Source organism: Mesorhizobium sp. M2E.F.Ca.ET.209.01.1.1, assembly GCF_004010375.2.
Classification (GTDB): Bacteria; Pseudomonadota; Alphaproteobacteria; order Rhizobiales; family Rhizobiaceae; genus Mesorhizobium.
Map to the genome: position 1 here is coordinate 1 of NZ_SADP02000691.1, position 332 is coordinate 332.

Annotated in this window: 1 pseudogene; it reads left to right on the forward strand. The window is 63.6% G+C overall.

Annotation, left to right across the window (positions count from 1 at the left end):
- Window positions 1-86: 86 nt before the first annotated feature.
- Window positions 87-332, forward strand: a pseudogene (locus tag EN852_RS40690) (hypothetical protein); the annotation flags it as partial.

Consider the following 332-nt stretch of genomic DNA (forward strand, 5'->3'; position numbering starts at 1 on the left):
CTGGCATGGCATCTGAACCGAATCCTAACCCCGATTTCTCGCGGGCCCAGCGGGAGATTGCCGGCCGCGCCGACGAGGCGGGGCGCTTGGCCTCCGAGATTTTCGGCTCAGCCAAGGAAGATATTTCACAGAAAGCCAAGGAAGTGGCCGCAGAAGGCAAGGACGCGCTACTCGACGAGGCCCAGCTTGCACAGAATACCCTGACGGGTGCGGTCGCCGCGCTTGGCGGCGCCGTCCGCGCGGCCAGTGACCACCTAGCCAACAGCGACCAGAAAGCGGCGGCAAAGTTTGACCTTGAAGCAGCCGGCAGTCTTGAGCGTATGTACGCGTCG